The 21,493-nt window shown below is 73.8% G+C and carries 16 protein-coding genes, 2 tRNA genes and 2 pseudogenes; 11 read left to right on the top strand and 9 right to left on the bottom strand.

Annotated features, from left to right (window positions below; genetic code table 11):
* The first annotated feature begins 245 nt into the window (after positions 1-245).
* Positions 246-1,799: a DUF885 family protein gene (locus tag DEF28_RS00290; RefSeq protein WP_114399722.1), complete on the top strand. Its 1,554-nt coding sequence runs from the start codon at positions 246-248 to the stop codon at positions 1,797-1,799.
* 672 nt (positions 1,800-2,471) lie between these two features.
* On the opposite strand, the gene DEF28_RS00285 is transcribed toward DEF28_RS00290, so the two are convergent.
* The 5 genes from DEF28_RS00285 to DEF28_RS00265 form a co-directional block, all read right to left on the bottom strand.
* Positions 2,472-3,341, bottom strand: a complete 870-nt coding sequence (locus tag DEF28_RS00285; protein WP_114399723.1) for a carbohydrate ABC transporter permease — start codon at positions 3,339-3,341, stop codon at positions 2,472-2,474.
* Complete coding sequence (locus tag DEF28_RS00280; RefSeq protein ID WP_233514997.1) at positions 3,338-4,210, bottom strand: carbohydrate ABC transporter permease; 873 nt, start codon at positions 4,208-4,210, stop codon at positions 3,338-3,340. Before DEF28_RS00280 ends, DEF28_RS00285 begins: the two co-directional genes overlap by 4 nt.
* Before the next feature lie 101 nt (positions 4,211-4,311).
* Positions 4,312-5,613, bottom strand: coding sequence for an ABC transporter substrate-binding protein (locus tag DEF28_RS00275; protein WP_114399724.1), 1,302 nt, complete (start codon positions 5,611-5,613; stop codon positions 4,312-4,314).
* Between the two features lie 46 nt (positions 5,614-5,659).
* On the bottom strand, positions 5,660-6,613 hold the full coding sequence (locus DEF28_RS00270; RefSeq protein ID WP_114399725.1) for an N-acetylmuramic acid 6-phosphate etherase: 954 nt from the start codon (positions 6,611-6,613) through the stop codon (positions 5,660-5,662).
* Positions 6,614-6,644: 31 nt separating this feature from the next.
* Complete coding sequence (locus tag DEF28_RS00265; protein WP_114399726.1) at positions 6,645-7,613, bottom strand: MurR/RpiR family transcriptional regulator; 969 nt, start codon at positions 7,611-7,613, stop codon at positions 6,645-6,647.
* 194 nt (positions 7,614-7,807) lie between these two features.
* Here DEF28_RS00265 and DEF28_RS00260 point away from each other — a divergent pair, with 194 nt between their 5' ends.
* The 5 genes from DEF28_RS00260 to DEF28_RS00240 all read left to right on the top strand — a co-directional run bounded on the left by DEF28_RS00260 (position 7,808) and on the right by DEF28_RS00240 (position 12,801).
* Complete coding sequence (locus DEF28_RS00260) at positions 7,808-9,445, top strand: AfsR/SARP family transcriptional regulator (RefSeq protein WP_114399727.1); 1,638 nt, start codon at positions 7,808-7,810, stop codon at positions 9,443-9,445.
* Between the two features lie 877 nt (positions 9,446-10,322).
* Positions 10,323-11,357, top strand: a complete 1,035-nt coding sequence (locus DEF28_RS00255; RefSeq protein ID WP_114399728.1) for a BadF/BadG/BcrA/BcrD ATPase family protein — start codon at positions 10,323-10,325, stop codon at positions 11,355-11,357.
* A 203-nt stretch (positions 11,358-11,560) separates the two neighbouring features.
* Complete coding sequence (locus DEF28_RS00250; protein ID WP_114446087.1) at positions 11,561-11,746, top strand: hypothetical protein; 186 nt, start codon at positions 11,561-11,563, stop codon at positions 11,744-11,746.
* Positions 11,747-11,906: 160 nt separating this feature from the next.
* Positions 11,907-11,979, top strand: a tRNA-Lys gene (locus tag DEF28_RS00245).
* A gap of 342 nt (positions 11,980-12,321) precedes the next feature.
* The gene (locus DEF28_RS00240) at positions 12,322-12,801 is read left to right on the top strand and encodes a nuclear transport factor 2 family protein (protein ID WP_114397546.1); all 480 of its coding nucleotides are present in this window, start codon (positions 12,322-12,324) and stop codon (positions 12,799-12,801) included.
* A 101-nt stretch (positions 12,802-12,902) separates the two neighbouring features.
* Here the strand turns inward: DEF28_RS00240 and DEF28_RS00235 are convergent, their stop codons facing one another.
* Positions 12,903-15,290 carry an endonuclease/exonuclease/phosphatase family protein gene (locus DEF28_RS00235; RefSeq protein ID WP_374058093.1) on the bottom strand — a complete coding sequence of 796 codons (2,388 nt, stop codon included), beginning with the start codon at positions 15,288-15,290 and terminating at the stop codon, positions 12,903-12,905.
* A gap of 306 nt (positions 15,291-15,596) precedes the next feature.
* Between DEF28_RS00235 and DEF28_RS00230 the strand changes: the two genes are divergently transcribed.
* Positions 15,597-15,672: transfer RNA gene (locus DEF28_RS00230), tRNA-Lys, on the top strand.
* Positions 15,673-15,771: 99 nt separating this feature from the next.
* Here the strand turns inward: DEF28_RS00230 and DEF28_RS28220 are convergent.
* Together DEF28_RS28220 and DEF28_RS00220 are read right to left on the bottom strand one after the other, a co-directional pair.
* Positions 15,772-16,005, bottom strand: a pseudogene (locus DEF28_RS28220) (site-specific integrase); the annotation flags it as partial.
* A 131-nt stretch (positions 16,006-16,136) separates the two neighbouring features.
* Positions 16,137-17,483 (bottom strand): tetratricopeptide repeat protein, encoded by a 1,347-nt coding sequence (locus tag DEF28_RS00220; protein ID WP_114397544.1) that lies wholly within the window; start codon positions 17,481-17,483, stop codon positions 16,137-16,139.
* 542 nt (positions 17,484-18,025) lie between these two features.
* Between DEF28_RS00220 and DEF28_RS00215 the strand changes: the two genes are divergently transcribed.
* From DEF28_RS00215 to DEF28_RS00200, 4 genes and pseudogenes are all read left to right on the top strand, one after another.
* Positions 18,026-18,697 (top strand): hypothetical protein, encoded by a 672-nt coding sequence (locus DEF28_RS00215; RefSeq protein WP_114397543.1) that lies wholly within the window; start codon positions 18,026-18,028, stop codon positions 18,695-18,697.
* Positions 18,694-19,434: pseudogene (locus DEF28_RS29030) on the top strand (hypothetical protein); the annotation flags it as partial. The gene DEF28_RS00215 and the pseudogene DEF28_RS29030, both read left to right, overlap by 4 nt.
* Before the next feature lie 100 nt (positions 19,435-19,534).
* A complete protein-coding gene (locus DEF28_RS28740; protein ID WP_158562736.1) occupies positions 19,535-19,960 on the top strand; it encodes a hypothetical protein in 426 nt (141 codons plus the stop codon).
* Complete coding sequence (locus DEF28_RS00200) at positions 19,957-20,973, top strand: serine hydrolase domain-containing protein (RefSeq protein ID WP_114397541.1); 1,017 nt, start codon at positions 19,957-19,959, stop codon at positions 20,971-20,973. The genes DEF28_RS28740 and DEF28_RS00200 overlap by 4 nt, the downstream gene beginning before the upstream one ends.
* Positions 20,974-21,115: 142 nt before the next feature.
* Here the strand turns inward: DEF28_RS00200 and DEF28_RS00195 are convergent, their stop codons facing one another.
* Positions 21,116-21,307, bottom strand: a complete 192-nt coding sequence (locus tag DEF28_RS00195; protein WP_114397549.1) for a BldC family transcriptional regulator — start codon at positions 21,305-21,307, stop codon at positions 21,116-21,118.
* Between the last annotated feature and the right edge of the window lie 186 nt (positions 21,308-21,493).

Raw genomic sequence — 21,493 nt, 5'->3', positions numbered from 1 at the left:
TGGACGTCGGGCGGCCCGTCCGGGGTTCCCCGCGGCGCGGGAGCGGGGCGCGCGGCCGGAAGCGGCCAGCGGACCGGCCGGCGTGCCCTCTCGCGATGCGCGCGGGCCGCGGCGCCCGCACGCCGGCCCCGCGACCGGCGGCGGGGACCGCCCCCCCCGGCCCGCGGATCGGGCACCGCCGGCCGTTCTCCACAGGCCGGCGGCCGAACCGGCGGCCGGACGTCCGCATCCCCTAGGGTCTGGGCATGGACGACCTGACTCCCCGGCTGCGGGCCATCGCCGATCTCACCGTCGCGACCACACGGGAGGAGGGCGGGCGGCACGAGTACGACGGGCGCATGGCCGACCTCTCGCCGGAGGGCGTGCGGGCCGGACTGGCCCGCCTCGGGGCGGGCGACCCGGAGGAGGACCCGCACGACGAGGCGCACCTCGCCGCCGTGGAGCGGGGGCTGCGCTACGAGCTCGGCGAGCTCGAACTGCACCGCTCCAACCCCAACTACCACCTCGGCGAGCTCGACCTGTCCGGCTACGACAAGGCCTACGCCCCCGAGGCGGAGCGCCGCGCCGCGGTCGAGCGGCACCTCGCGGCCTGGCCTGACGGTGTGGACGCCGCCATCGCCTCGCTCGACCGCGTGAGCGCGCCCGTGGCCACCGCCCTGCTGGCTGGCGCGCGCGGACTGGCCGAGGCCGTGCCGGCCGACGTCGGGGAAGGCGTGCGGGAGCCGGCACTGGCCGCGCACCGGCGGCTCGTCGCCCACCTGGAACGCGCCGCGGCCGAGGGCGACCCCAGCGCCGCGCTGGGCGGCAGCGCGCTCGCCCGGCTCATGGCCACCTCCGAGGCCGCCGAGGTCGACCTCGGCAGACTCGCCGAGCGCGCCGACGCCGAGCGGGACCGCCTCATGGCGTTGCTCGCCGAGTCGGCGGCCCGGATCGACCCCGACCGCGCCCCGCTCGACGTGGCACGTTCACTCGTGCGCGACCACCCCGACGCCGCTGGCGTCCTGGAGGCCGCACGGGCGTGGACGGAGTACGCCATCGCCTTCACCCGGGAGCGCGACCTCGTCCCCTACCACGATGGCGAGTGCGTCGTCACCACCTCGCCCGCCTCCCGGCGCTGGGCCACCGCCATGCTCAGCTGGTCGGCGCCCGCGGAGCCCGACGGCCCGACCTACTACTACGTCACTCCGCCCGATCCCGCCTGGAGCGCCCAGGAGTCGGCCGAGTGGCTGGAGATGTTCAGCTCCACCACGCTGCCGGGGATCACCGTGCACGAGGTCGCCCCCGGCCACTTCTCGCACGGAAGAGCGCTGCGCCGCGCCCCCGGGCAGGTGCGGCGGACCCTGTTCTCCATGTCGTTCGCCGAGGGGTGGGCGCACTACGCCGAGGAGATGTGCCTGGAGGAGGGATTCGCCCAAGCCGCCGCCCGCGCGTTCGCCGACAGCGGCATCACCGCCGCCCACCTGGAGATCGGGACCTGGCTGGAGGCGCTCATCCGCGTCACCCGCCTGGCGTCCGCGATCGGCGTGCACACGGGCGCCATGACGGTCGAGGAGTCCGCGCGCCGGTTCACCGCCGACACCCACCTGGCCGGTCCGGCCGCGCTCGCCGAGGCCGAGCGCGCCGCCCACGACCCCACCTACGGCTGCTACACATGGGGCAAGCTGGAGATCCTGGACCTACGCGAGCGGGCGCGCGCCCGCTGGGGGGCCGACTTCACCCTCAAGCGCTTCCACACGGCGATGCTCGACCTGGGCTCCCCGCCGCTCGGCCTCCTCGGCACCGCGCTCGAACGGGGCTGAGGCCGGGCGGAGGAGGGCGGGCGCCCCGCGGCCGCACCGGCGCACCCACCGAGGCCGAGCTCGCCGAGACCGGGTACCGCGCGGCCCGCGCCGCCGTCGCGGCGCTGTTCCGGGAGTATCCCGACCACCGCTTCTCCTCCTGCGCGCTGGTGACCGCGAGGAGCGTTCGCCCCCGCGCCGCCGGCGTGGCCGGCCGAGCCCTCACCGCCGTGGCGAGCGGCGCCCACCACGCCGACGACCTACGCGGGTCCTACGCCGACCCGCCGGTCCGCCGCTACGGCGGACGCCACCTGGTTGCGGTCCGGGGAGCTGTTCGACGCGCGTCCCCAGGTGTTCGCGGACGAGGAGGCCGCGGCCGAGTACGGGCTCCGGACGCGCGCGATGGAGTCGGCGATGGCGCGGCTGGACCGCGAGGGGGCCCTCCGGTGCCGGCGACCGGAGGCCGGGCATCGCCGCCAACGTCGCGGTGGTGTCCGCGGAGGCCGGGCACCACCGCGCGGGCGGTGCGGTTGAACCCGCCCGCGGCCCTCAGACGGCTGGCCGCGGCCGCCGTGCCGGCGGAGGAGGGCGGACAGCCCCGGGCCGGCAGAGGAGCGGCGGCGCCGCTGGCTCGCCGCCGGCCCTGCGCGGCGGGCCGCGCGGCGGCCGGGGGGACGGTCGGCCTCACCGGCCTCACCTGTTGACGCCGGCGGTGAGCCCGTCGACGACCTGGCGGGTCGCCAGGAGGAACAGCAGCACCAGCGGCAGCGTGGTGATCACCAGGCCGGCGTAGAGCAGCGACTGGTTGAGGCCGTACTCGGTGAAGAACGCGGTCAGCCCCACGGGGAGCGTGTAGCGGTCCTGGTCGCGGATGAGCACCAGCGGGAAGAAGAAGTCGTTCCACAGCTGGATGAACTGGAACAGCATCACGGTGGCGAGCGCGGGGCGGACCAGCGGCAGCATGATCTGGCCGAACAGCCGGAACTCCCCCGCACCGTCGATGCGCGCCGCCTCGGCGAGCCCGGCCGGCAGCTGGCGGAAGAACGCGGTGAGGACGAACACCCCGAACGGCACCCCGCTCGCCGCGTACACGAGCACCAGCCCCCACAGCGAGTCGAGGAGGCCGAGCATGTCGAACAGGTAGAACACCGGCACGATTCCCAGCCGGATCGGGATCATCAGCCCGGCCAGCAGGTAGATGAGCAGCAGGCCGCTCCCGGGGAACGTGTAGCGCCCGAGCGCGTAGGCGGCCAGCACCGACACCGCCGTGCCCAGGAGCACCGCCGTGACCGTCACGAAGACCGAGTTGGCGAAGTAGCCGCCGAAGTCCGCCTCGGTCCAGGCCCGCGCGTAGTTGCCGAACTCCGGGATGGTCGGCAGCCCGAGCGGGTCGGCGCGCAGCTCGGCCTCGGGCCGCAGCGAGCTGACCGCCATCAGCACCAGCGGAGCCAGCGCCACCGCCGCGTAGCCCCACAGGAGCACCCGGGCCGCGACGCCGCCCAGCGCCGCGCCCGCACCGCGGCGGGCCCGGCGCGGGCCCGCCACCGACGCCTCGGCGCTCATCGCAGCCTCGCCTCCCAGCGGCGCAGGACGCTGGTCGCCGCGATCGAGATCCCGAACACGAAGACGAACATCACCACGGCCAGCGCCGAGGCCTGCCCGATCGCCCCGGGATCGGGGTTGTTGAACGCGGTCCGGTAGAACAGCAGGCCGAGCACGTCCGTCGACCCGCCGGGAGCGCCCTGCGACCCCTGCATCGCGTAGACGAGGTCGAGCACGTTCATGTTCCCCACGAACGTCAGCACGCTCACGACGCCGATCGCCGGCACCAGCAGCGGCAGTGTCACATGCCAGAACGCGCGCCACGCCGAGGCGCCGTCCACCCGCGCCGCCTCCTCGTACTCCGGTGGCAGCCCCGCGAGCGCGGCCGTGAACAGCAGCATCGGGAACCCGATCCACTGCCAGGCGTTCACCAGGATCAGCGTGGGCAGCGCCAGGGCGGGGTCGCCGGTCCACGGCTGGGCCAGCGCGTCCAGGCCCACCGCGCGCAGCACCGCGTTCACCGCGCCGAACTGCGGGCTGAGCATCAGGCTCCACAGGTAGCCCACCACGATCGGGCTCACCAGGTGCGGCAGGACGTAGGCCGTCTGCAGGAACCGCCGCCCGGCCCGCGCGCGCCGGAGCAGCACGGCGAACGCCAGACCGAGCGTGGTCTGCACCAGCATCGTCCCGGCGAAGAACGCCAGGTTGTGGCCGAACGCGCGCCACAGCCGCTCGCCGTAGATCCCGCCGAAGAGGTGGCGGAAGTTCTCCAGGCCCACCAGGCCGGTCTGGCGGGTGCCCTGCCACCCGAAGAGGCTGTACTGCAGCGCGCTGAACAGCGGATAGACGATGAACACCGTGTACAGCGCGAGCGCCGGCAGCACGAACACGGCCAGCACCCACCACGGCGGCCGGTGCCCCGCGCCCCCGCGGCGGGCCGGGCGCCGGCGCGGGGGTGGCGCCGCCCGTCCGGCGCGGAGTCCGGCCGGACTCAGCCGGTCGGTTCGAACCACGCCGAGATCTCCCTCTGGATCCGCGCGCCGGCCTCCTCCTCGGTGCTGCGGCCCAGCAGCATGTCGGCCAGCGCCTGGCCCTCGGCGTCGCGGCCCAGCGGCTCGCCGTAGCCGAAGTACACGCTCATCATGTACGGGGTGCCGTGCTCCTCGTAGTTGCCGCGCATCTCGGCGAGCAGCGGGTCCGCGGGCGCCACTCCGGGCACGGCCGGGATCTGGCGCAGCTCCTCGGCGAACGCCCGCCCGAACTCCTCGGTCGCCATCCACTCCACCAGCGCGACCGCCTCCGCGCGGTGCGGGCTGGCCGCGTTCACTCCGTAGGAGCCGTCGGCGAAGCCGGGCGTCAGCGGGGTGTCCACCACGGCGTCGGGGGCGGGCGGCGCGTCGAAGTAGCCGATCTCCAGGTCCGGCGCTGCCGTCGCGAACGGCGCCAGCTCGTAGCTGCCGCCCGGGTACATCGCCGCGCGTCCGCTCGTGAAGAGCGTCTGGGCGTCGGTGTAGCCGACGGCGGTCACGTCCTCGGGCAGGTAGGGCTCCAGGTCGGCGACCGTCCGCAGCGAGGCCGTGTAGTCGGGGTCGGTGAAGTCGGTGCGGCCGGCCAGCACCTCCTCCGCGAACTCCCCGCCGCCGGCCCGGGTCGCGCCCATGGTCTCGCGCAGGATCGCGAGCACCCACGGGTCGCGTCCGGCGGTGGCGAAGGGGATGACGTCGGCGTCGCGCAGCGTCTCGGCGGCCTCCGTCATCTCCTGCCAGGTCGTCGGCGGCTCCAGGCCGTGCTCGGCGAACAGCTCCTCGTTGTACATGACACCGAGCGTCTGGAACGCGAACGGCACCCCGTACAGCCGGCCGTCGTCGCGCCCCCGCGCCGCCGCCACGATCTCCTCGGGCCACGCCGCCAGGTCGACCTCGTCGTCGAGCGGCACCAGCTGCTCCGCTCCGATGAACGACTGGATCGGCCCGAACGGCTTCAACTGGACGACGTCCGGACCGCCGGAGGACTGGGTCAGCCCGGTCTGCAGGATCGCGGGGTACTCGCTGTTCTGGTAGCCGCGGAACTCCACCGTCACGCCGGGGTTGCGCTCCTCGAACGCGGCGAAGATCCGCTCGTAGCCCTCGGCGTCCTCGGGGCGCCAGGACCACACGGTGAGGGTGACGTCGCCGTCGCCGTCCTCGCCGCCGCCGTCGGTGCTCGGCGCGCACGCCGATCCGGCCAGTGCCAGCGCGACGCCCACCGCGGCGGCGCGCAGCACGCGTGTTCTCAGGTGTCGGGAGACGGACATGGGGGCCTCCTTGGACTTGTCGGACTCCGCCCGCGGGCGGAGCTCCTCACACCCCGGTCAGCCGGCGCAGCGCGGCGCGCACCGACCCGCCGGCCGCCCGCACCTCGGCGGCGGCCCGGTCCGGCTCGGCTCCGGTGAGCAGGCAGACGAGGGCGACCCGGGTGTCGCCGCCGGCGGCGGCGAGCGCGGCCGCGCACACGTCGGCGGGCTGGCCGCTGGCCTCGGTGAGGATGGTGACGACCCGGCCGCGCAGTTTGGTGTTGCCCGCGTTCACCCCCACCATGAGGTTGGAGTAGGTGTAGCCGAGCCGCACCATGACCGCGGTCGAGAAGGCGTTGAGCACCAGCTTCTGCGCGGTGCCCGCCTTCATCCGGGTGGACCCGGCGATCACCTCGGGTCCGGTGGCGACTCCGATGTGCACGTCGACGTCCGGGGCCAGTGCCGCCGCCGGGTTGGCGCTGACCAGCACGGTGTGCGCGCCCCGCTCACGGGCGCGGCGCAGCGCACCGCCGACGTAGGGGGTGCGGCCGCTGGCGGCCAGCCCCACGGCGAGGTCGCCGCCGTTCAGCGCCTCGGCGTCGGACGCGCCCAGCGAGGAGTCGTCCTCGACGCCCTCGGCCGCCTCGCGCAGCGTTCCCTCGCCGCCCGCGTGGTGCGCCACCACACGGGCGGGGTCGATGCCGTAGGTGGGCGGCAGCTCGGCCGCGTCCATGGTCGCCAGCCGGCCGGACGTGCCGGCCCCGAAGTAGTGGATCCGGCCGCCGCCGCCGAGCGCCGCGACCCCGAGGTCCACGGCCCGGGCCACCTGCGGCAGGGCCGCGGCGACCGCCTCGGCCACGGTCGCGTCCTCGGCGTTGATCAGGCGCAGCGCGTCCAGCGTGGGGACCAGGTCGATGTCGAGGGTGCGCGGATTGCGCTCCTCGGTCGGGGAGCGCACCACCTCCACGCGCTCCGCGGCGCCGCCCGCACCGGCGGGATGGGTCTCCAGATCGGGCTCCATGGCATTCCTTCCGCTGGTGGCTCGCGGATCGCTAACCATCGCGATCCCGTATCCTGCGTCGGTCGTCCCGCCCCACCCGCAGCCCGCGGACCGCCTGGTAGGTGGTCTCCAGAGCGCGCCGGCTGTCGGCGTAGCGGAGCTGCGCGAGCCCGACGAAGACGCAGTCGATCACGGTCAGCTGGGCGAGCCTGCTCGCCGTCGCACCGGACCGGAACGTGGTCTCGCGGGCCGCCGTGGTCAGGACGAGGTCGGCGGTCTCGGTGATGGGGGAGCGCAGGAAGTTCGTGATGGCGACCGTGCGCGCCCCGTGCCGCCGCGCCTCGGCGAGCGCGTCCATCGTGTCGATCGTGGCGCCGCTGTGCGAGACCCCGATCGCCACGTCGCGCTCGTCGAGCAGCGCGGCGCTGGTCAGCATCACATGGGTGTCGGACCAGGCGTAGGAGGCGAGCCCGATCCGGTGCAGCTTCTGCTGGAAGTCGGCGGCCACGAACGCGCTCGCGCCGACCCCGTAGATCTCGATCCGGCGGGCGGTGGACAGGACCTCGATGACGTCGTGCAGCACGTCCACGTCGAGCTGGGCGCCGGTGTCCTCGACGGCGCGGGCGTCGGCGTAGGCGATCTTCTCGACCACCGTCACGAGGGTGTCGTCCGGGCTGATGTCGCCCGGAGCCTCGCGGGCGCTCTCCCGGGCGCCCCGGGCCTGCCCCGCCTCGGTGGCGAGGGTGAGCCGCAGTTCGCGGTAGCCGCTGAAGTCGATGGTGCGGCAGAACCGGATCACGGTCGCCTCGGAGGTGGCGCAGTCCTCGGCGAGCTGGGTGATGGAGGAGGCGGCGACCCCCTCGGGATCGTCGACGATGCGCTGCGCCACGCGCTGCTCCGCCGGCGCCAGGGACGGCATCAGCGCGCGGATGCGCAGCACCGTCGTGGGGGCGGCCGGGGCCGGGTCCTCCGGGTGGTCGGACGACGAGGAGGCCCCCGAGGCTTTCGCCGTTTTCGCCATGTCGGAAAGTTTCCTTCTACTCGTCGTGCCGAGTCAATGCGCACAGTGGAAGATTCGGCAATTCGGGCCGATACACAAGTCTGCGATCCCAGTGAACTCGATTGCGCGCCCTCCGGTCACGGGGCACCCTGAAGGCGCGCGGATCGCGTGCCGCATCACCGGACAAGAAGAAGGGCCGGCTCACGGGAGTCACAGTGGCAGACGTCTCGTTCGGAGTGCTCGGCCATCTCAGCGTGCGCGTCGGTGACCGCCCCGTCAAGATCCAGGGCAACAAGCGCCGGGTCCTGCTGGCCACGCTGCTGCTCCGCGCCAACCGCACCGTGCCCGTCGACGAGCTGATCGACCGCATGTGGGGGGTGGGCCCGTCCGAGGCGCACCGCGGCGCGCTGCAGGTGCACGTGACCCGGCTGCGCGCCGCACTCGCCCTGGTCCGGGCCGGACAGCTCATCATGAGCGGCACGCACGGGTACCGGATCGAGCTGGCCGACCACCAGCTGGACCTGCTCCGGACGCGGGCCCTCGCGGTCGCGGCCCTGGACGCCGAACACCACGGCGACCTGCCCCGCCGGTGCGACGCGCTCGGCCAGGCGCTGGCACTGTGGCGCGGCCCGGTGCTGGCCGACGTGGTGTCACCGAGCCTCCACGAGCACGAGGTCCGCCACGTCACCGAGGAACTGCTGCGGACGGCCGAGCTGCGCTACGAGACGATGCTCGCGCTGGGCCGGCACGGGCCGGCGCTGCCCGGACTCGCCGAACTGGTCGGCCGCCACCCGCACCGCGAGACGCTGGTACGGCTGCTGATGGTCGCGCTGTACCGGTCCGGGCGGCAGAGCGAGGCGCTGGAGGTGTACGAGCGCACCCGGCAGGCCCTCGCCGAACGGCTCGGCATCGATCCCGGCCGCGACCTGCAGGCCGCCTTCCACTCCGTGCTGCGCGGCGACCTGGAGGACCAGCCCCTCGTGCCGCGGCAGCGCTCGGTGCTGGCCGGGCCGCAAGCCGCCGCCCTGTCCGACTCCGCGGGCCGGGTCCGGCTGCTGCCGCCGGCCCAGCTCCCCGCCGACATCCCGTTCTTCGTGGGACGCCGCGGGCAGCTCGCCGCGCTGGACCGGCTGCGCGCCGACGTCCGGGAGCCGCGCCGCGCCCTCATCAGCGGGCCGACCGGGGCGGGAGGCACCGCGCTCGCCGTGCGCTGGGCGCATCGCGCGGCGGCCGAGTTCCCCGACGGGCAGCTCTACGTCGACCTGCGGGGCGACACGGGAGCGCCGCGCGACCCCGCCGACGTCATGCGCCGGTTCCTGCGCCCGTTCGGCGTGCTGGAAGGGCTGCCTGTGGAGACCGACGAACGGGCGGCGCTGCTGCGCTCCGTCCTGGCGCGCCGCCGGCTGCTCATGGTGCTGGACAACGCCTACTCCGCCGAGCAGGTCCGGCCGCTGCTCCCCGGAACGCCCAGCTGCGCGGTGGTGGTGACCAGCCGCTACTGGCTAGCTGACCTGATCGTGCGGGAGGGGGTGCTCGCGGTCGCGGTGGGCGAACTGGCGCCCGGCGAGGCGCGCGTGCTGCTCCGGCGGCTGGTCGGTCCGGAGCGCGTCGCCGCCGAACCCGCCGCGGTCGACCGGCTGCTTGACCTGACCGGCCGGCTACCGCTGCCGCTCCGGCTGGCCGCGGCCTGGCTGGTGACCCATCCGGGGGTCGGGATCAGCGCCCTCGTCACCGACATCGCGGCCCGGCGCGCTCGCGATCCCGCCGCGCGGGTGGCGGCGGCGCTGGGCGGCGATCCGCGGTTCCTCATCGGCGAGGGCGGGGCGGGCGAGGGCGCGTCGCTCGGCAGCTGAGCCACCCGGCCGACGTACCGCCGGGCCGCGGCCCCGTGCCGCGGGTGCGGCTCCGGGCCCGGGCGGCCGGCTCCCCAACCGGTGCCGCCCGGAGAACCCGGCGCCTGTGGTGTCTGGCGGAGGCGGACATGCGCGCACGAGGCCCGCTGCCCTCCGAGCGGCTTCGCCCGGAATCCCCCGAGCGGGCGCTGCGCGCCCCCCGATCCGCTCCGCCAGACACGTCTCCCCGGGTGCAGGCCGTCCTCCTGCCTCCGAGAGCTCCCCCGCATCGCTCTTCCTCGCTCACAGGGGGTGCGACCAGTGCTGCGGTCGCGTGCACCAGTCTGCAGCATCGGCCTTACGGCGCGCTGGCATTTCGCTTTCGCTGGACCCAGGAATTCAGCGCCGCGCGGGCCGTGTTTTCGATTCCCTCCCCACGCGGCGCCCGGACGGTGCGACAAGGCGGCCCGGCGGCGGCCACTGGCCGGAATCGCGGGTTCCGGCGGCAGAATATCGACGGAAATCGTGGAATGCCAGAATGTCCGAGTAATGTTACCGATGTTCGCTGGAGGGACGGGTGTCGTCTTTCGGGGCGCTGCCCGTGCGCGCCTGGGCGGTGACGTGCCGATCACCCGGACGGCCGCCGGGGTGCCGCCGGTTTTCGGCGGACCGGAAAAACGCCCCCATCGCGGGATCGGCCGCCGGCTTCGGCTTGGCTCCGCGGTAATCGGAGGCGCGGGGCGGGTGTGCCGAAATCCGCGATCGCAGCGATCATTGAGGTGAATTCAGTTCAGTAGGGCGAATCCGCTCCGCTCGGCCGCGACCGGGGCGCCGGCCGGCACGCGATCCTTTCCGGCGGCGGCTGTCGCCGGCCGGCCGCTTCTCCTAGAGTTCCCCCATGAGCGTGGACGTCGTCATCGGTGTGGACGCCGGCGGGACCAGCACCCGGTGCGCTGTGGTCGCCCTCGACGGGCGGGTCCTCGGCCGGGGCCGGGCCGGGGGCGCGAACCAGTACTCCAGCAGCGATCCGGGGGAGGCCTTCCGCGCCGCGCTGGGCGAAGCCCTCGCCGAGGCCGGCGATGTGGCCGTCGTGCGGGCGGTCTTCGGGGTGGCGGGCGCGGCGGCGTCCGGACACGCCCGCGCGGTGGCGACGGTGCGCGGCGCGTGGTCCGGACTCGGACTGCCCGGCGACCCCGTGGTCAACGACGACATCGCGGTGGCGTTCGCGGCAGGCAGCCCCGAGCCCGCCGGCCTGGTGCTGATCGCGGGGACCGGCGCGGTCGCCGCGCGGGTATGCGACGGCGAGGTGCTCCGCCGCTGCGACGGCTACGGCTGGCTGCTCGGCGACGAGGGATCGGCCGTGTGGATCGGCCTCGCCGGGCTGCGCGCCGCGCTGGCCGCCATCGACGGCCGCGGCCCCGCGACGGTGCTGCGCGACCGGCTCGCGCACGCGCTCGGGGTGCCCCCGGGTGACCCCCAGGCCGTCATCCGCGCCGTGCACGACCGGCCGCCCGCCGAGCTGGGGCGGCTCGCTCCGGAGGTCATGCACGCGGCGCGGGCGGGCGACGCCGCCGCGGCCGGAATCGCCGAGGACGCGGCCCGGCGGCTGCTCACCAACCTCGCGTCCGTGGCCCCCGCGACCCGGCCCGCGGGCCAGGCGGCGGAGCCGGCCGCCGAGCCGGTGGTCCTGGCGGGGGCGGTCCTCGCCGGCGGTCCGGTCGCGGACGCCGTCCGGGCGGGTGTGCGGCGCCGGTTCGGTGCCACCCCGGTCTCCGCCACCGACGGCGCGCTCGGAGCCGCCGGCCTCGCCCTGCGGCAGGCCGGAGTGCCGGCCGCCGTGCACGCGGCGCTGCTCACGCGTGCCGCGTCGGCGGTGACCGCCGCGGACGGTCCCGACCCCACCCGGCCGGCCGATCCCGCCGGCGCGCCGTGACACTTTGCGACCGCACTGTCGCTGACCGGAGGAACCGGGAAATTCGTCACGACCCGCCCCGTCGACCGGCGGCGGTGCGCGGCGCATCCCCGCAGCTCCGCGCGGCCATCGCGGCGTCCGGGCGCCCGCGCCCGCGCGCGGCTGGTCCGGTGCGTGCCGAGAAACGCTTCAAGCAGTGGCCGCGAGTCGCTAGGGTCGGGCTCATGTCACAGAACGAAGAAAAGCAGGCCGATCCCGCCGGCTCCACGATGATGTTCCGCCGCTTCGTGGCGGAGAACAAGGAGACGGAGACCGCCCCCCGCCGCCCCCTGACCCCCTACATCCTGGCCGGCGTGGGCGTCGTCGTCGCGGTCGGCATCATCGTCACGGTGGTCATGACGTGGTCGTAGCCGCACCGGCCCGGGGACGTCGCTGAGCACCCACCCCGCCCGGGAGTGGGTGCTCATCCGGCCCCGGCAACGCGTTCGCGACCACTTTCCCGGACTGCTACAGTTGTGGACGTCGGTCCGATCCGGTGCTCGGCACCCGGTCCGGCCAGCCGCACGGCGGGCGCCATTAGCTCAATTGGCAGAGCAGCTGACTCTTAATCAGCGGGTTTGGGGTTCGAGTCCCTGATGGCGCACCCTGATCGACGCGTGTAACCCCAGGTTCGCCCCATATGTGGGCGGGGACCTGGGGTTTCGTGCTGTCTGAGGTCGACGAGGGGTGCGGTGCTGCCCCCGCGGTTGCCGGAGTGCGCACCGCCCACCATGCTCCCGCCGGCGTCGGCAGGCCGCCCCGCTCGGCGGTGCCGGCCACCACGCACGTCCCCGCCAGGCCGCCCTCGCCCCAGCCGCGGAGACCGGTCGGCGGCGGCCGGGCGCTCGTCCGGCTACCTGCGAGGTAATCGCCGTGCGCCGCGGCGGCCGGTAGGACTGTGGACGCGCCCGCTTCCAGACGCGGGCCGGACCGGAGGGACCAGGCCATGTCCGCGGACACACCTACGACCACGCTCGCCGTCGTGCGGGAACTCCTGCACCGGATCGGCGAGGGCGACCCCGACCGCATCGCCGCGATGTACGCGGAGCGGATCGACTGGAAGGTGGACTGGCCGGAGTCCGAGCACGGCCGGGCGGCCACGCCGTGGATCCGCCACCGGAGCACCCGCGGCGACGCCGCCGCGCACTTCCGCGCCCTGGGCGAGCACCACGTGCCCGGGGAGGCGGCCACCGCGGTCGACCGCGTCCTCGTCGACGGTGACGAGGCGGTCGTGCTCGGCGAGATCCGGCAGACCGCGCGGTCCACCGGCAGGGCGTACCGCGCCCGGTTCGCCCTGCACCTCACGGTGGAGGACGGCCGCGTCACCCGGCACCACGTCTACGAGGACAGCCTCGCCGTCGCCCAGGCGTTCGACGCCGACCGGGGCCACGCGCCGGCGACCGCGCCCGGCTCCGCCGCCTCGTAGCCGGGCGGCGGGGCGGTCCCGGTGCGGGCGCCGCCGCCCGCACCGGGTCGCGCCTGCGGCGGCGGTGGCCGGTCGCCGGTCCGCCACCGCCGCCGAGCGTGCTACCGGGGGCCGTTGCCGCGGTAGTACTGGTTGTCCTCCCGCCGGTCCAGCTTGCGGTCGCCGCTGAGCGGGCGGAACCGCAGCACCTGCGGGTCGTGGTCGCTGGACTGGTCGTGGAACTCCGCGTTCAGGTGGACGATGTCGTAGCGGACGCGGTGCGCCACCCGCGGCGTGACGAGCATGTGGTCCAGCGCCTGGGCGTTGCCGTCGTAGACGTAGTTGTACCGCTCCTCCGCCGGCAGCTCCGTCATCGGGTTGTGCAGGCCGCCGTCGGCCGTCAGCGTCTCCAGGGTCCGTGAGAACTGGAAGTCGTTGAGGTCGCCGACGACCAGGACGTTGGCGTCGGGGTCCGCGGCTGTCAGCTCGTCGACGAACCCGCGCACCAGGTCGGCCTGCGCGTTGCGCTGCTGCTCGGAGGACCGGTTCGGCGGCTGCGTGGTGCCGTGCAGTGGCTGGTCGCCGCCCTTGGAGTTGAAGTGGTTGGTGACCACGAAGACGTCGCGGCCCTGGAACCGGAACTGGCCGACCAGCGGCTTGCGGGAGGACCGCCACGCCGGATCCTGCGGCTCGATGCGTCCCGGCGACACGCTCAGCCCCACCTGTCCGCGCCGGGTGGTGACCTCCACCGGGGTGGTGGCGTCCCCGCCGGCCACATCCACGAAGGAGGTGCGGGCCGGGTTGAACAGGAAGGCGTTGCGGATGTTGCCGCCCGGCTGCCCGCCGTCCTGGTTGTTCTCGGGGCTGATCTGCCGCCAGTGGTAGGTGGGCCCGCCGGCGTCCTTGATGGCGGCCACCAGCCGCTCCAGCGTCTCGTCGGCGTCGACCACCCCGTCGTTGGCCGGGCCGCTGTTGTCCTGGATCTCCTCCAGGTTGACGATGTCGGGGCTGCGCAGGTTGGCGACGATGCCCTCGGCGAGCCGGTCGAACTTGTCCTGCTCGTCCGCGGGGGACAGGTTCTCCACGTTGTACGTCGCGGCGGACAGCTCCCAGTCGCGCCCGCGCGACGTGGTCTCGCGCTCCAGCCCGTTGCCGACGTGCTCGCCCAGCGTCGTGGCCCGCAGCAGGTACCCGCCGTACTGGCTGTAGTAGAGCGGCCCCTCCGTCACGCCGCGCAGTTCGTCGCCCACGTCGGCCCGGGGGAACGGGCGCTCGGCGAACGGGATCAGCGACTCGATCTTGAGGCGGCCGGAGTTGGCGTCGTCGTAGGAACCGTAGACGGCTCCGCCCCTCGCGGCGGCGTTCTGGTCCGGCTTCGTGGTGATCCAGAGGGCGTTGAAGCCGTCCGTCGCGCCCACGACGCGGGCGTCCTGGACGCGCAGCAGCATGTGCTCGTGGGCGGCCCAGAAGTCGAGTGCGTAGTCGTCCGGGCGCAGGTCGAGGCCGGACACGTCGCCGCCGGCGTCGGGCGCGTAGGCGTCGGGCACGGTGTCGGGCCGCAGCGCGACCGCGGCCGGCAGCGTGTTCCCGGAGGACAGCACCGTCCAGACGGCGCCGGTGAGCTGGGTGATCGCCTGGAGGCGCATGTCGGCCGCACCCGGCCGGTACTCCTCGACCCTGCCGCTGACCAGTACCTCGTCGCCGACCGCGACGTCGGGCGTGGTGGACCCGGTGAACACGAACAGCGCCTCGCTGGTGCGCGGGTCGTCGTCGCCCTCGGCGTCCTGGAACCAGAAGCCCCGCGCCGAGCCGGTGGTGTTCACCGCCGTGACCACCCCCGGGACCCCGGTCACCGGCCGGCCGGCCTGCGGCGACACCCGGGTCGTCCCCTGGATGTCGTGGATACGCAGCTCGCCGGGCTCCTCCGGCTCGGGCGTGCCGCCGTCACCGCCGTCGCCGGTCTCCCCGGCGGAGTTGGTCGGCGTCGGGTCGCCGGCCGTGAAGTCCGCGGAGTTGTCGTCGGTGTCGGCGAGGCCGCCGTCCCGGGCGAGCGAGGCGGTGTTGGAGCCGGCCGGCGCGGGCGCGGTCTCGTGGATCGCCGCGGCCCCGTAGCCGACCAGGTCGACGACCGCGTCATCGGCCGCGCACTCCGCAGCCGTCCGGCAGGTCACCGGGTCGGTCCCGTCGACCAGGAGCACCGTCCCCTGCCCGGCCGCCATGGCGATGCCACCCGCGGCGTCGGCGGCCGGCAGGTCCCGGGTGCCGCCACTGCCGGCGCCCTCCTGCACGAGGTAGCGCCCGTCGGCCGCGATCACGCCCGAGAGCGCCGTCACCTGCGCGCGGGTGTTCGCGCCCGGCTGGGCGGGCAGGTACTGCACACTCCACCCGTCCAACCCGACGTCCGCGCCACCCGGGTTCCCCAGCTCGATGAAGTCGTTCCGCCAGGTGGCGCCGCTGTTGCCGCCCCCGCCGTACACCTCACTGATCACCACACCGGGCGCATCGGCCACGGCAGCCGTCCCCGGCACGAACACGGCACCGCTGGCCAGCACTACTGCGGCGGCCGCGCCTAACGCGGACCGCGGATATGAGAGTCGCACTCTTGTCTCCAAGCTCTTCGGGGGCCTCATCGTGCTGCGACCTGATGACGCGAACGAGACTGGAGTGCGAAGACACGACGTCGGGCGTCGGGCGGATAACGGTTCGACCCGCCGCCCCCGGCACACCGCCGCGCCCCGCCCGCGGCGTGCCGGGCGGGGCGCGGAATCAGGTAAAGTACTGGTGTCGGCCACCCCAGGGGTAGCGCGGCCGACGGGGCGCCATTAGCTCAATTGGCAGAGCAGCTGACTCTTAATCAGCGGGTTTGGGGTTCGAGTCCCTGATGGCGCACCAGTGGTAGACGAGTAAAACCCCAGGTCAGGGCCTGTTTTCCAGGATTCTGGCCTGGGGTTTCGTCATGTCACGGGGCCGGTGTGTGCTCCGTATGTGCTCTTAAGTCGCGGGTGAGTCGAGCACCGGGCGCCGTGGGCGCCGGGCGGGCGGTAGCGGGACCAGGGCGGCGGTGGCTTCGGCGGCTGCCTTGGCGACCTGCGGGTGCACGCTCTGATAGGTGTCCCGGGTGAAGCTCGTGGACGAATGCCCGAGTTCGACCGATACGACCTTGACGTCCACCCCGGCAGCCAGACTCAGCGACGCCGCACCGTGACGCAGCCCGTGGAGTCCGATCCCACCGCAGCGGCTCGACGCCTACACCCGGGTTGCCCAACGTGGTGTCCAGGCTAGGACTTGATGAGAGGCGGCGCGGGACGCCGTCCGTTCCGGGCGGCGTTGCCCCACATGCCAATGGGACGGTTTGTTTACGCCGCGACGAGGTCATCCGCTCTGCGGAACAGCGCCGCCGCGGCAGCGTTCCCTGAGTGCCGCTGCACGCTGCTGCGCAGGCGCGCCAGCGCGGCGTCGGCGCGTCCTGCTGTCAGGTACGGGTAGTCGTCGAGGAAGGCGTGCCAGGTCTGGCAGGCCGCCTCCAGGTGCCCGGCGCGGAACTGGTAGTCGCCCAGGAGGGCCGTCGACAGCGCGCGGGATCGCCGCTCGTCCTCTGGACGGCGCCTGTTCGATGCGGTCATGGCCGTCACCGCGCCGTGGACGTCGCCCAGGTGGGCACGCAGGTGAGCCTCCTGGAAGGCGAGGGCCGCGTGGTGATAGGAGCCGAAGGGTTCGACCTGGCTGGTGGCTGACTCCAGGTGGCGCTCTGCCTCGCTGAGGGAGGCGACGGCCGAACGGCGGTCACCGAGCGCGGCTTGGGCTACCGCTCTCTGCCCGGCCAGGAAGGCCCACATCCTTGGGGGCGCGTCCTTCGCCGCGGACTCGGCCGCCTCCACGAGATGCAGGGCCTCGTTGTGGTGGCCGAGGTCGCTGGCCTGGATGCTCATGCCCCGAAGCACGGTGGCGTAGGTCAGAGGGGCATCGGCCTCGGCGGCGAGCCGCAACGCCTGGAGGTAGTACCGCTCTGCGAGGCCGTGGGCGTCGTCGTCCCAGGCCATGAACCCGGCGAGGTAGACGAGATCGGCGGCGGCGGCGTGGAGGGCGCGTCGCGTATCGGGGGCCGCATCCGCACGCAGCCAGATGGCCACGTCGTTGGCGATGTAGGCCGCGACAGAGGAGCGTGCGTGCCCTCCGCCGAAGCGGTCGTCCACAGTGGAGAAGGCTTCGGCCATCGCAGAGACGGCATCGACCTCTCCCGGGCCGACACGCCCCATGTGCGATTTCCTGCGGGCGTGCTCGGCGCGGTCCGCGATCTCCTGCCAGTTCGGGATGGCGACCAGAGCTGCCAGGGAGTACACGCTGTGCCGGAGTACGGCCCGGCGGCTCACGTCCATGTCGGCCCTCCCCAGCTCTGTCAGCGACGTCGCGACGTCTCCGTGCCACTCCAGCCCGATGTCGCTCGGAGGCGGGGCGGCGACGAACCCAGTGTCCGTTGGCGTCAGCGGACGGCGCAAGCGCCTGCCGATCGCCTCGGTGATGACGTCGGGCACCTGACCGCGCGGCCGGGCGCCGGAGAGCCAGTGCGCGACCGACGTCCGGTCGTAGCGGAGATCGAGGCCGGCCTCGGCACCGACGCGGTTCACAGCGCGCGCGAGCGCGTCGTAGGTCAGCCCCGCCTCGGAGAGGAGCGCGGCGAGCTTCGCGTTCGGGCTGCGCGGCATGGGGAGCTCCGTTCAACACGTTCAACATGCTCAGTACCACAGCACCCTCCTCTCCAGCCTCCCGTTGGCATGTACTGGTCACAGGCCCCGAGGTAAGACCCTCGGGAGCCGCTGCGGCCGGCACCCTTCCCCGATGGGCTGCAGCACAACCGTCCCCGGCATCCCGTGAGGGGGCGGGCCTTCCTGCTATCGAAGACCGAGGTGGAGCATGCCTGAGCGCCCAGAGCTGCCCCGGCGAGATCCGGCCCGAACCTACTTCCCGCGACCCCCGAAGCCACGGCCACTGCCGGCCCCCGCTCGCCCTCACGAGGCACCGCCGCGGAGCATGCCGGCTGCGGGGCCGAGGCCCCGCTGATGATCGCCGCGCGCCTTCGGCTGTGCGGGGTCGCTGGTGCGCGGCGCCCGGTCCGGAGAGGCCCCAAGGCTCGGCATCCCTCAGTACGCGGTGCGTCCTTCCATCCCGTGCGTGCCCGAAGCACCGTCGCCCTCCCCAAGAAGCGACAACGCGGCCAGGACAGACGCTTCATCTCCAAGGAGCAGCAATGCCCTCAACTTCGCATTTCAGCGCACTCGCCTACTACTGCGACATCACCGGAGTCCCGCTGCCCTTTCCCCTTCCGGAAGCCGTATTCGACGTCAAGGCCACCGTCCTCGACTGGCTCGGCTCCGCCCGCCGGCTCCTGGCCGGCGCTGTTCACCCCCGTGCCGAGATCGAAGGCGAGGTCATCGTCGAGCCCGGCGCCGTGGTCGACGCGGGCGCCGTCATCATCGGTCCGGCACTGATCTGCCGTGGCGCCTACGTCGGCCGCGGCCTGGTGCGCGATCACACCGTGATCGGGCCAGGTAGCAAGATCGGCTACTGCTGCGAGATCACCCGGAGCCTGGTCCTCGCCGACAGCAGGGCCATGCACTTCGTGTTCGTGGGCGACTCGATCGTCGGCAGCCGCGTCAACATCGGATCGTCCAGCGTGCTGGCGAACCTGCGCGTCGACCGGCCCGTCGTCGAACCAGCCGTTGACGAACTGTTCGTCACCATCGGCGGGGCCAGGGTCGGCACCGGCCAGACCAAGTTCGGCGCGGTCCTGGGGGACCGCGTGCAGCTGCCCGCGCTCACCTCGGTCGCCCCGGGCACGTTGATCGGCCCGGACGTGACCATCTACCCGACCGGGCAGCTCGGTGGCCTCTACCCGACCGAAGCGCGGGTGAGGATGTGAACCGGCTGCTGATCACGGGCGGAGCCCCGCTCAACGGGCGCGTTGACGTGCAGGGCTCCAAGAACGTCTTCCTGCACCTGGCAGCGGCGTCACTACTAGCCACCGAGCCCGTTCACCTGCGCAACGTCCCCGCCATCACCGACACCGGCGTGTGCATCAACATCGCCCGCGCACTCGGCGCGCACACCGCCTTCGCCTCCGAAGGAGGCCTCACCGTCCACGCCGCCACACTGACGAGCAGCACGATCCCCCACCATCTCGGAACGCGAATCCGCCCCACGGTGTGCTTCGGCGCCGCGGTGCTCGCCCGTGTGGGCGCGGCCGTCATCCCGATGCCGGGCGGGGACGCGTTCGCTGATCGGCTGATCGACCGCCACCTCACCGCGATGCGTGCGGCCGGCGCCCACGTCGAGTACGCGGACGGCGCCGTGCACGCCCGCGCTCACCGCTTGACCGGGTTCACGTTCGACGCCGCCACCGACTACGGTCCGAGCCTCGGCGCCACCGTCACGGCGCTGCTGCTCGCGGCGACCGCCTGCGGCACGTCCCGGATCGCAGGCGCCAGCATCGAACCCGAGGTCGAGCACACGGTCGCGTTCCTGCGCTGCCTCGGCGCCGTCGTCGAATGGACCGCGCCCGGCCTCCTAGAAGTCGAAGGCCGATCGGCGTTGCGCGGGACCGCCTACACCGTGCCGCCCGATCGCATGGCCGCCGGGACCTACGCGATCGCCGCCGCGATCACCAGCGGCAAAGTCGACCTGCCCGGAGTCAGCATCGCCGACCTCCCCCCCGGGGTTCTGCGGTGCCGCCGCGGCTGCGGGGATCGCCCTCACCCCTGTGGCCGGTGGGCTGCGCGCCACCCGCGGCACGCTCGCGCCGGTCGCGGTGAAGACCGCCCCGCATCCCGGGTTCCCGACCGACCTGCAACCACAACTGTGCGCGCTGCTCACCCAAGCGCCGGGCGTCTCTCATGTAGTGGAACGCGTCTACGCCCACCGGGCCAGCCACGTGCCCGCGCTCGCGGCCCTGGGGGCGGACGTGCACGCCGCCGGGCCACGCGTGACGATTCGCGGACCCCGGCGCCTGATCGGCGCTACGGTGCGGGGGACGGACATCCGCGCCGCGGCCGCGCTGGTGCTCGCCGCGCTCGCGGCGCGCGGACGCACCGAACTACGGGGCGTGGCGCACCTGCGGCGCGGCTATGCGGACCTGCCGGGCGTCCTGCGCGCGCTCGGCGCCCACATCAACGAGGAGGATGAGTGAGCGACGACGCCTGGGTGACGACCACGGCCGACACGCTGCGCCGGGCCCTGCAGTCCATGGTCGACCGCCGCCAGAGTCCCGGCGCCGTCGCGGCGATCGGCTCCGCCACCGAGCGCGCGTTCGTCGCCGTCGGCACGACCGCCGTTGACGGCCGGCACCCCGCCACTCCCGCCACCTTCTACGACATCGCAAGCCTGACCAAGGTCGTCGCCACCTGGCCGCTCGTCGGCCGCGCCGTCGCCGACCAACTGGTCGACCTCGACACCCCGGTAGCGGCCTACTTCGACGTCGACCCCGGCACGCATCCGGGAGCCGCCGTCACGCTGCGCCAGGTGCTCACCCACACCTCCGGCCTGAAGCCCTCGACCCGCCTGGATCGCTACATCGGCGGCGACCGCGACATCGCCGAGGCCATCCTCGCCGAGCCGCTCGACGGGGCCGGTGGGCACCGGTACATCAACCGCGGGTTCATCCTGACCGGGCTGCTCCTCGAACGCCTGCGCGGCGCCACCCTCGGCGAACTATTGGACGCCCACACCAGCGAACTGGGGACGCGCGGGATCACCTACGGGCCGCTGGCCCGCGGCCCGAAGGTCGCCCCGACCGAACGCCGCCTCGTCGGCGGCCACCCCGTCCACGGCACCGCGCACGACGAGAACGCCGCCACCTTGGGCGGTATGGCCGGCCACGCGGGCGTGTTCGCCACCGCCGACGCGCTCGCCGACTACGCCGAGGCGATCCTGCGAACCCGAGACACCGCCACCCCGTTCGGCGCCTACGTCCGCGCGTCCTGGCAGCCGGCCGTCCGCGTGGACGAGCGCACCCACCGGGGACTCGCGTGGCTGCTCACCGACACCGGCCTCGTCTACCACCACGGATTCACCGGCACCAGCCTGTACTTCCACCCAGTGACGGGGCGCTACCTGGTACTGCTGACCAACGCCATCGCCTACGGCCGGGCCCGCCCCGGGCTCACCGAAACGCGGAAGGTCGCCGCCGGCGTGTTCGGCTAGGAAAGCGGGCCGTTCCTTAGACAACGAAGTCGGCGAAGCTCACGCTGGCGGACAGCGACGAGCGCGAAATGTCGGATAACACCCGGAAGGCGCGAACGTCGATGAACCTCTGTGCCCCAGGCTGCTGAGGCCTCCTTCTGGTCTACAGGAGGAGCGCGTCGATCTCGGATTTGCGGTAACGGCGGTGTCCGCCGGGCGTGCGGATGGTGGTGAGCTTGCCGGTGTTGGCCCAGCGGGTGACGGTTTTGGCGTCGACGCGGAACCTGGCGGCGACTTCGCCTGGGGTGAGCAGTTCCTCGAACGTGTGGACGAGGGGGGCCGTGCGATGTCGCAGAAGCGGGCGATGTCGGCGCGTCGGCGGAGTTCGCGGACGGTCTTGGGGGTGAACCAGCGGCCGAGTTCATTACGGTAGGCGACGTCGACCTGCCCTTCGTCGGCCAGCTGGGTGAGCTGGCCGACCGTGATCCGTGCCCGCCGGGCGGCTTCGGATTCGTGGATCACCTGGATCCGCGCCATAGGG

The organism is Marinitenerispora sediminis, from assembly GCF_003336425.1.
Classification (GTDB): Bacteria; Actinomycetota; Actinomycetes; order Streptosporangiales; family Streptosporangiaceae; genus Marinitenerispora; species Marinitenerispora sediminis.
The sequence above is the reverse complement of the archived record's forward strand: the minus strand, read 5'-3'. Positions and strand labels throughout refer to the sequence as shown.